At 46.8% G+C, this 9,917-nt stretch carries 6 protein-coding genes and 1 pseudogene; 3 read left to right on the top strand and 4 right to left on the bottom strand.

Features of this window, described 5'->3' with window-relative positions; all coding sequences use genetic code 11:
- The 3 genes and pseudogenes from IQ257_RS11740 to menA form a co-directional block, all read right to left on the bottom strand.
- Nucleotides 1–314: pseudogene (locus tag IQ257_RS11740) on the bottom strand (o-succinylbenzoate synthase); the annotation flags it as partial.
- Nucleotides 314–1,123, bottom strand: coding sequence for a 2-succinyl-6-hydroxy-2,4-cyclohexadiene-1-carboxylate synthase (menH, locus tag IQ257_RS11735; RefSeq protein WP_193881757.1), 810 nt, complete (start codon nucleotides 1,121–1,123; stop codon nucleotides 314–316). The pseudogene IQ257_RS11740 and the gene menH, both read right to left, overlap by 1 nt.
- Before the next feature lie 75 nt (nucleotides 1,124–1,198).
- The gene (gene menA / locus IQ257_RS11730; protein ID WP_193881755.1) at nucleotides 1,199–2,104 is read right to left on the bottom strand and encodes a 2-carboxy-1,4-naphthoquinone phytyltransferase; all 906 of its coding nucleotides are present in this window, start codon (nucleotides 2,102–2,104) and stop codon (nucleotides 1,199–1,201) included.
- A 361-nt stretch (nucleotides 2,105–2,465) separates the two neighbouring features.
- Here menA and IQ257_RS11725 point away from each other — a divergent pair, with 361 nt between their 5' ends.
- The 3 genes from IQ257_RS11725 to IQ257_RS11715 all read left to right on the top strand — a co-directional run bounded on the left by IQ257_RS11725 (nucleotide 2,466) and on the right by IQ257_RS11715 (nucleotide 8,403).
- Nucleotides 2,466–3,917: an isochorismate synthase gene (locus tag IQ257_RS11725; RefSeq protein WP_193881753.1), complete on the top strand. Its 1,452-nt coding sequence runs from the start codon at nucleotides 2,466–2,468 to the stop codon at nucleotides 3,915–3,917.
- Between the two features lie 237 nt (nucleotides 3,918–4,154).
- Nucleotides 4,155–5,348 carry a caspase family protein gene (locus IQ257_RS11720; RefSeq protein WP_193881751.1) on the top strand — a complete coding sequence of 398 codons (1,194 nt, stop codon included), beginning with the start codon at nucleotides 4,155–4,157 and terminating at the stop codon, nucleotides 5,346–5,348.
- A gap of 286 nt (nucleotides 5,349–5,634) precedes the next feature.
- Nucleotides 5,635–8,403 carry a CHAT domain-containing protein gene (locus IQ257_RS11715; protein ID WP_193933047.1) on the top strand — a complete coding sequence of 923 codons (2,769 nt, stop codon included), beginning with the start codon at nucleotides 5,635–5,637 and terminating at the stop codon, nucleotides 8,401–8,403.
- A 32-nt stretch (nucleotides 8,404–8,435) separates the two neighbouring features.
- On the opposite strand, the gene IQ257_RS11710 is transcribed toward IQ257_RS11715, so the two are convergent.
- The gene (locus IQ257_RS11710) at nucleotides 8,436–9,749 is read right to left on the bottom strand and encodes an ABC transporter substrate-binding protein (protein ID WP_193881645.1); all 1,314 of its coding nucleotides are present in this window, start codon (nucleotides 9,747–9,749) and stop codon (nucleotides 8,436–8,438) included.
- Nucleotides 9,750–9,917 lie beyond the last annotated feature (168 nt).

The following is a 9,917-nucleotide window of genomic DNA, read 5'->3' as shown; positions in this document are numbered from 1 at the left end:
CCCCCCAGCCCCCCAGCTTCCACCATTTCCCAAGCTGACTCGAAGCCAAACTGACAGGCGGGACGTTTATCGGGAATGGAGAAAATATCGGTTGCTGTAATTTTTGGGGGTAATTGTTGACAAAAGTCTAAGGCTTGTTCCAAGGTTTCAGAACCAAACCAGGGCAATGGGGCAATTTCTCCCCAACCCACTTGTCCTGTTTCATCGGTGAGGCACAGGATAATACCTTCCCGAACCTCCCAGATGCCGTGACTGGTTTTCAGGGGTTGTTGGAAACGGCGCTGGTAGGAGTGAAAATTAAATCTGTAGGGCATCAGCCTCCTGCCAACGCACAAAATTGTCTCACCTGATTAACCCAGGCTGTGCTATTTTCCAGGTGAATATTATGACCCGTTTTGGGGATTATTTTCAAGTGTGCTACTGGACAGATATTAGCAATCTCTGTGTTGATGGTTCTAAACTTCTGATCATACTCTCCTACAAGCAACAACAGGGGGATTTTATTCTGTTTCAGTCTCTCCCAGAGGGAAGGTTGCTTGCCTGTTCCCATTTGACGGAGTGATTTAGCTAACTCTTCTGGATTGTTCTGTAACCGACGTTCGATTAAATGTTTTAAGTCGGTATGGTTCTGTAAGGATTGGAATAGAGGTTGGCTATACCAGTTGGATAAAAAAGACTGAAAATTGCTGGTTTCTAATTCTTCTGCCCGTTGCTCATCAGCTTGAAGGCGTAGCGATCGCTCTCGTTCAGTCTTTAATCCCGGTGATGCTGATTCCAGTATCACTCGCTGAAATCGAGCGGGAAACTCTAGCGTCATATATAACGCTAATCGTCCCCCCATTGAGTAACCGACGATAAAACATTGATCAATGTTTAAATGATTGAGGAATTCAATCAACCCTTGAGCTGTGTTGGATAGGGTGTAGCACTCCTCACTACCCAGAACTCTAGTTTTTCCATGACCGGGAAGGTCAACAGCTAGACAACAAAATTGTTGAGACAAGACGGAAATAACGCGGCTAAAGTCTTGGCTGTTGCCCAAAAAGCCGTGCAAAAACAGCAGGATAGGTTGGCTTCTGTTCCCCCTGAAATAATAGTGAACGTTATAATTCTCAAAATTCATCAGAATTTGGATGCCAGGAAACACATCCTCACTCCATTAGATGTCATGAGGATGAAAATACGACTGGGTAGGGTATCAGCTAACCGTCATTAGGAAACCAAGACCGAAAAGGAGTCCACTCCAAAAATGGAGTTTAACCGCAATAAACTTGCAGTTGCTGACCTTTTCAGGCTGGTCATGATAGTTCTGAACGTGCCGCACTAAATCAAGAGCAAAGGGCAAGCTGATTGCCGTCAATAGCGTCCAAACCGGGAAAATCCCCCACAGGACAAACAAACCCGTGAGGGCGTAAATGCTGCCACTCAGCCAGGATAAGAGTTGAGCACCCCGTTTTGTACCCAAGCGGACAATAGGCGATCGCTTTCCTGCCGCTATATCGTCTTCAACTTGATGAAAATGGGAGCAAAACAAAATAATCGAGGTGCTAATGCCGATAATAACAGACGCGGCAAACCCTGTCAGAGAGAAGGTTTGAGCTTGGGAGTAGTAAGCGGCGGCTACTGCCATCGGTCCGAAGGTGAAAAAGCAAATAATCTCTCCCAACCCCTGGTAGCCAAAGCGAAAGGGCGGACCTTGATAGCTGTACCCCAATGCACAGCACAGTAAGACGATGCCAATCACTGTGAAGTCTCGCTGCCACCAAGCGATCGCGAGTATGCCTAGGATGCCTGCTGCTAAAAATAAATTACTCAACCCAAAAATTAGGGCTTTATTCCCGGTTAAGTTCACCAAGGAATGGGCTTTATTTTTATCAATTCCCGTTTCTGAATCAAAGACATCATTACTAAGGTTGAGCCAAGCAATAATTAAAATTGCTGAAATCAAGAAGGTTGAAAATATTCCCAAGTGAATCGTTCGCGTTTCTGCAAATGCCACAGCAGTCCCCAGCCAAATTGGGATGACTGCAACGCTGTACATCGGTGGTTTAATTGCCGCTAGCCACAGTTTACTCGTTGACTGTTTAACAAAACTTGTAGTCATTCAGCAAAATTGATTAAAGTACGATTGCCTGTGTGTTGTTCGCTGTTAGTTGTTTTCTCAAACCCCTACGCGCTGCCCCTCCTGTTAGACTTAGCGGTTGTCGTACCCTACTCGCGTTGCTGACAATGCCCACGATAGCCAGCCTGTGATAGTTTCTTATGTACCACACGTAAGTCAGCAAGACAGGACGGGTCTTGAGCCGCTTGACCTTCCCGTGACTGGGGTAGGTAGCGCCTGAGGGATGGTGTCAATCGACACTAGGGGTTAGTTAGGTAGGGAGCAAATCGTCCCTTTAGACATCCCACCATTGATAATCGGACTTTAGGAACAGAACTTAAAAAAAGTTTACATTTCTGATTCTATGACAGTCACTCCCTATCGCACTAATTTTTTCCAAGATTGCCAACAGCTATACCAACTTCTTTTCAAAGCCAAACAGCAAGCTATTGCCAAAAATTGCCCGCAAATTCTCAGTCTTTCTCAAGAAATTCACCCCATCGATCCCCTCGCTGTGCTGCAAGCGATCGCTGAACCGAACCAACTTCAATTTTACTTTGAAAAAAGCAGTAAAAATGAAGCAATTGCCGCCATTGATTCGGCAGTTTCTATTCAAATCGAAGGGGGGAACCGCTTTCAAAAATCCCAATCTTTCATTCAGACTTCTCTGGCAAACACCCTCAGCAGCGGTCAGCTAAATTTACCATTTTCAGGTCCCCATTTCTTCTGTAGTTTTACATTTTTTGACAATAAAAATTTTCCCGACACTCTTTTTCCCGCTGCCACCATTTTCTTACCTCGTTGGCAAGTATCCTTATATAAAAATCAAGGCATTTTAGTTGCTAATTTAAAAATAACACCTCAAATTAACCTAGAATGGCTTGTGAAAAATTTGTGCTATTCCTTTAAGCGAATTCATGATCTAGATCGCAGCCTTTCAACTAGTCCTTCATCTAAACCCGAAAACTTTATTAAGCAAGATTCTAAAACTGCCGAACGTTTCAAATCTTCAGTTGTATCGGCTCTCCAATTAATACAAGCCAATCAATTTAGCAAAATTGTTCTGGCAGATATCATTGATGTGGTTTCACCCCAACCGTTTAATGTAGTTCATTCTCTGGACAATTTACGCCAGCGTTATCCCGATTGCTACATCTTCTCTATCAGTAATGGTAAAGGACAAAATTTTATAGGTGCTAGTCCAGAACGCTTGATTGGTATTCGCAACCGTCAGTTAGTAACAGATGCCTTAGCAGGTTCTGCACCACGAGGTAAAACCGCAGCAGAGGATACTGACTTGGCAGATCGGTTACTCAGTAGTGAAAAAGAACGGCGCGAACACCAATTCGTACTAGATTTTATCACCCACCATCTCTCAGAGTTAGGATTAATTCCCCAACTTTTACCGACACCTCAACTGCTAAAATTATCGAATATCCAGCATTTATGGACGCCAATTCAAGCTCAACTTTTCACCAGCGTCCATCCCTTAGAAATTCTCGCCAAACTACACCCTACGCCAGCCGTAGCAGGTGTTCCTACTAAAATCGCCCAAGAACAAATCCGCCATTACGAAACCTTTGATCGCTCCCTCTACGCTGCTCCCTTAGGCTGGGTTGACTACCAAGGAAATTGCGAGTTTATTGTAGGTATTCGCTCGGCTCTCATTGAAACACGACAGTCTTCAAAAACTGGCAGCAATACCTATCGTGCCCGACTCTATGCAGGTGCTGGTATCGTTGCAGGCTCTGATCCCAACAAAGAATTAGCAGAAATTCAACTCAAACTCCAGGCATTGCTGAAAGCATTACTTTGACTGGCGCGTTGGGAGCCAAGCGAATACAGCAGTATTAATACTTAGCCAAAAACCGCCTGCATATCCTCACTCTTGATGAGAGATAGATAAATGGACAGCAATCAGGGTATTCCCGATTACTGAGGTTGTAGTGTTAAATTGGCTATATTGGGCATCAATCTGACCAAAAATGCCCGCTACAACCGATTTTTCCAGAGACGCTCTCAGACTAACCCTAAATCTTCAAATTAGCTCACTATGACCCGCACTACTCGTCGTCATTTCTTGCAATTTGTTGGTTCAGCACTAGCAGGCATTGGAATCAATCAGCTATTATTCCAACGGCAAGCCCAACAGTATGGTCAAGTTCTCGCTCAAAGTACACCTCGCAAACTGGCTTTAATCGTTGGTATCAATAACTACACTTCTCAACCCCTAGAAGGATGCCTCAATGATGTAGATTTGCAACGAAATCTGCTGATTTATCGCTTTGGGTTTAATCCGAAAGATGTTTTGGTTTTGCCCGATACAGAAGCGACACGGGAAGGGATTTTAACGGCATTTGAGGAACATTTGATTAAACAGGCAAAACCAGGAGATGTGGTGGTTTATCACTATTCTGGGCATGGTTCGCGTATCTTTGACCCTCATCCGATTGTCGTTGAACGAGAGAAAGAAGGACTGAATGGGACTTTTGTGCCGGTGGATAGTAACTTACCGGCTGGATATCCAGAGGTGGGAGGGCCTGTAAAAGATATTATGGGGCATAGCTTATTTTTGCTGATGTCTGCCCTGAAATCTGAAAATGTCACGGCGGTTTTAGATAGTTGTTTTTCCGGTGGGGCGACTAGAGAAGCGCGGGTACGTTCGCGGGATGGGGGTAGGAATGTTTTAGTGTCTGCTGATGAAAAAACCTACCAAGAACAGTGGTTATCGCGGTTAAATATGTCGCCGGAAGAATTTGTTAAAGGCTACCGTGCAGGAGTGGCTAAAGGTATACTTTTAGCGGCGACTGCACCTGATCAGTTGGCGCGAGAAGTGAATATTAATGGCTTTAAAGCGGGAATTTTTAGTTATTTACTGACGCATTATCTTTGGCAGGACGATAGCAATATTGAGCGGGTATTCCAGAAGATTCTCCCAGAAATTCCGCAAGACTTTGAGCAATTGCCCCGTTATGAAGTGAAGGTGGGGAGAGAGTATCATCAGCAAAGTCCCTATTTTATTAATTCTCCTAATTCAACTGCCCAGGCGGTGGTGACAGGAGTGAGTGGTGATTCTGCTCAGTTGTGGTTAGGGGGAGTTGATTTGCGAAAGGTGGAGGCGGGAACGGTATTTACTGCCATTAATAGGACAGGGCAGGTGAAAGTTGTTTCTCGTGATGGGTTGGTGGCACAGGCAACGGTTGAGAAAGCGGTAACGGAAGGAATGCCGTTGCGGTTGATGGGGTAAATGGGTATGGATTTTTGCTTGTAGAAGCCAGTCCGCCAGGGGTTAAAACCCCTGTCTCATAGCTAAAGTCCTCTAAAAGAGGACTAAAAATTAGTAGTTGATACCAAATCCGGACTGAATACCCCTTTTTTCATGGAGTCCGCGTTAGATGGACTTGGTTTGAGTCGTCTTTAGACGACTTGGGCTATTAGCCAGGGGTTTTAACCCCTGGTGGTGTGGAGGAGGCGGACTGGGGGTAGCGCCCATTCTCTATCAGTTCAATTCCATTCATAATTGAGGTACAGTGATGGCTCAACGTTTCCAAACAGCAGTAACTCAGAAACAACTTTTGTTAGGGTTAGTTCAGCTCATTTCACTTTCAGGGATAACTTGCCTACTCTTAGGCTCACAATCCTTCGCCGCTACCCTTGAGCAGATGGCTCCCAGGATAGCCCAACAGCCAACTAACTCTAATGCGGCTGAACAAGTTTTACAGGAAGCGCTCCAACTCCTTCAGCAAGGAACAGAAGAATCTCTGCGACAGGCAATTCCTAAATTTGAACAAGCCGTCATACTCTATCATCAAGCGGGTGAAAAAGGCTCAGAAGCCTTATCTCTTCTTGCCCTTGGTCGTGTTTACGACTCATTGGGAGAACTTCAGAAAGCCTTGGAGTTCTACAACCAAGCTCTGCCCCTATTTCAGGTGGTGGAGGATAGAGGTAGAGAAGCCACTACTCTCAATAATATTGGCGCTGTCTACTCCTCATTGGGAGAAAAGCAGAAGGCTTTGGAGTTCTACAACCAAGCCCTGCCCCTATTACGGGCAGTAGAGGATATAGGTAGGAAAGCTACTACTCTCAATAATATTGGCGCTGTCTACTCCTCATTGGGAGAAAAGCAGAAAGCTTTGGAATTCTACAACCAAGCCCTGCCCCTATTACGAGCAGTAGGGAATAGAGGTGTAGAAGCCAGTACTCTCAATAATATTGGTGCTGTCTACGACGACTTGGGAGAAAAGCAGAAGGCTTTGGAGTTCTACAACCAAGCCCTGCCCCTATTACGGGCAGTAGAGGATATAGGTAGGGAAGCCAATACCCTCAATAATATTGGTACTGTCTACGACGACTTGGGAGAAAAGCAGAAGGCTTTGGAATTCTACAACCAAGCTCTGCCCCTATTACGGACGGTGGGGGATAGACGTGGGGAAGCCGCTATCCTCAGTAATATTGGCTTTGTCTACAACTCATTGGGAGAAAAGCAGAAGGCTTTGGAGTTCTACAACCAAGCTCTGCCCTTAGTACGGGCGGTGGAGAATAGATCTGGGGAAGCCACTACCATCTTTAACGTTGCCGTAGTGCAACGCAGCCAAGGCAACCTGAAAGAAGCCTTAACCCTGATGGATAGCGCCATCACCATTATTGAAGACCTCCGCACCAAAATTGGCTCCCAAGAACTCCGCGCCTCCTACTTCGCCACAGTCCAAGGTTACTACAAGTTTTACATCGACCTACTGATGGAACTGCATCAACAAAACCCCTCCCAAGGATATGACGCCCTCGCCTTCCACACCAGCGAACGCGCCCGTGCCCGTAGTCTCATCGAACTCCTCACCGAAGCCAATGCCCATATCCGCCAAGGCGTTGAACCGAAACTCCTAGAACAAGAGAGCACCCTCACTCAACAACTCAACGCCCTAGAACGTCGCAGGTATGAACTCTCAAGCAGTCAGTATACCCAACAACAACTTGATGAAATCAACCAACAATCCCAATCCCTACTCACTCAACTCGACCAACTCAAAGCCCAAATTCGCGTTACCAGTCCCCGCTATGCTGCCCTGAAATATCCCGAACCCCTAAACTTACAACAGATTCAACAACAGGTACTCGACGACGATACCCTACTTTTAGAATATTCCCTAGGCGAAGAGAGCAGTTACCTCTGGGCAGTCACCAAAACCAGCATCACCAGCTACGTACTCCCCAAACGCAGTGAAATAGAAGCCGCCGCCCAAACTTTCCGCGAATCAGTGACTCAAGATAGTGGGGCTAATCTTGATGCGGGAGTACCCCTGAGTCAGATGCTTCTTGCCCCCGTTGCTAATCAACTCAGCAACAAACGCTTACTAATTGTTGGCGATGGGGCATTACAATATGTTCCCTTTGCTGCTTTGCCGATTCTGACCTCTCCCCCAGCCCCTCTCGATCCCCCCTTCGCTGCAAATGTTGAAGAGTCGAAGGGATTAGGTTACACCCCGCTTTTAGTCCAAAACGAAATCATCACCCTCCCCTCCGCCTCAACCGTTGCCATTCAACGCCAGCAACTGCAAAATCGTCCCCCTGTTGCCAAATCCATTGCCGTTCTTGCCGACCCCATCTTCACTCTCAACGACTCTCGTCTGACCGGCAATCCACCCCAACCAACCCCCGATACACTCAATAATTCTGCCCTAACTCGCGCCAGCCGTAACTTAGGTTTAGGGGACAGTGCGAAAGTACTTGACCGTCTACAATATACTCGCACTGAAGCGGAGAAAATCCTCGCCCTCGTCCCAGAAGCTAAACGCCTACAAGCCCTAGACTTTGATGCCTCCCGCACCACCGCCACTGACCCCAATTTAGTCCAATACCAAATTATCCACCTGGCTACTCACGGCTTACTCGACCCCGTTAATCCGGAATTATCAGGAATCGTGCTGTCTCTGTATGACCAAAACGGTGAATCTCTTGATGGATTCTTGCGCCTTCACGATATTTTTAACCTGAATTTACCTGCGGAACTGGTTGTCTTGAGTGCTTGCGAAACCGGATTGGGTAAGGAAGTGAAAGGTGAAGGCTTAGTGGGCTTGACAAGAGGCTTTATGTATGCAGGGGCAAGGCGCGTGGTGGTGAGTTTGTGGAGTGTTAACGATGTCGCCACATCTGAAGTGATGGCAAAATTTTACCAGAAGATGCTCACCGAAGGGCAAAATCCGATATCGGCATTAAGAGCCGCACAACTAGAGATGTGGAAATCCCAGAATTGGCAGTCTCCTTATTATTGGGCGGCGTTTACCGTGCAGGGGGACTGGCGATAGAGGCATCATAGCCTAAGCATGGGCGGGGTAGTTTACGCTTCAGGACTAACTTTACCCGTTACATCCAGCTTACCGTCGGGTTCCACTTCCCAGGTATCGTAGTCACCTACCACATCCCCATTTTCATCAATATCAACATTACTGCTAGCCCCTTGATAGTCTATTTCCTCACCGTTGCGTACCATCTCCATCGCTTGGCAAAGATCGGTGACTTCCGTCCCCGGAGTACTGGAAACTTCACGAATTTTGCTTTGAATTCCTTCCCCAGTATTGGCTTTAGCGGCTTGGGCTGCCAGCATTAGTAAGGCAGCAGCATCATAACTATGAGGCACATAGGCTGTTACTTCCTTACCCGTCTTCTCTTTCCAAAGTTGGGTGAACTCCTCTAGTGCTGGACCATTGGCACCGGGAACCGTGCCAATTGCGCCTCCCAGTAAGTATTTACCGTCACTAGTCTTGCCTACTTGTTTGGGAAAATCTTCTGAATAAACCCCGTCAGTCAGCATTACAGTGACACCCTCTGCCAACCCTTGCTGATAGGCGGCTTTGAGGAGTAATGAGCCGGTTTCGGCATAGAGAACGGCAGCGACAGCATCGGGTTTTTCGCCAAAGGCAGAAGCCGCTTCCGTATCGAAGGTCGTGGCTTTAGGATCGTAACGAGTGGGGTTGTTTTTGTTAACCACTGTGCCGCCTAGCTTTTCAAAGGCTTGAGTAAATTCCTTTTCAAAGCCAACGCCGTAGTCGTTATTAATAACCACGGTAGAAACATTTTTAAAGCCTTTTTCGTTGGCAAGTTTTGCCAATGCCCTAGCCTGGTAAGTATCCGGGGGGGCTGTACGCGCCCAATAGCCGTTATATTTACCCTCTTGCGCCTGTTGGGTAAAAACAGGACTGGTGCTACCGGGAGAGATCATCATAACGTTGTTGCGCACGGCGATAGGTAAAGCAGCAGTGGACACGCTACTGGCAAAGGCACCAACAACACCAGCAACCTTATCGACTTCCGCTAGTTTAGTCATGCCTGCCGCACCTGCGTTGGGGTCGGTTTGGCTATCTTCCACCACAAGGGAGACGGGTTTACCATTGACTCCGCCACACTCATTGACTTGGTTCACCGCTAATTCAACGGCTGCCGGAAACACTTGTCCGATTGACGAGAGGTCGCCTGTGGAGGGGGTTAGGGTGGCGATTTTCAGTTCGTCTCCGCCACCACCAGCACTGGAATCCTCTGTGGTAGTTGTGGTAGAGCTTTGACAAGCTGTTGTTAGCATACCTGTTGCGAACGCGATCGCTAAACTAATTGCCAAACTGGGCTTGGTGCCGTGGGCTAGTGTAACTTTACTCATTGGGATGTCAAACTCCTTTCTTCACTAGTCTGCAAGCGGGCTAATATTCGATTGTAAACCTGTCTACTGTCTCTAGACTCACATCTTGCACCTTTGTCGATAAGCCCGAAAATCAGCCCGGAGTTCAAACTCCAAGCTAATAGCTCAAGTCCATTTCAATGGACTGAA

The organism is Coleofasciculus sp. LEGE 07092, from assembly GCF_015207375.1.
GTDB lineage: Bacteria > Cyanobacteriota > Cyanobacteriia > Cyanobacteriales > Coleofasciculaceae > LEGE-07092.
Note: the sequence above shows the minus strand (reverse complement) of the source record. Positions and strands in the feature narration are given on the sequence as shown.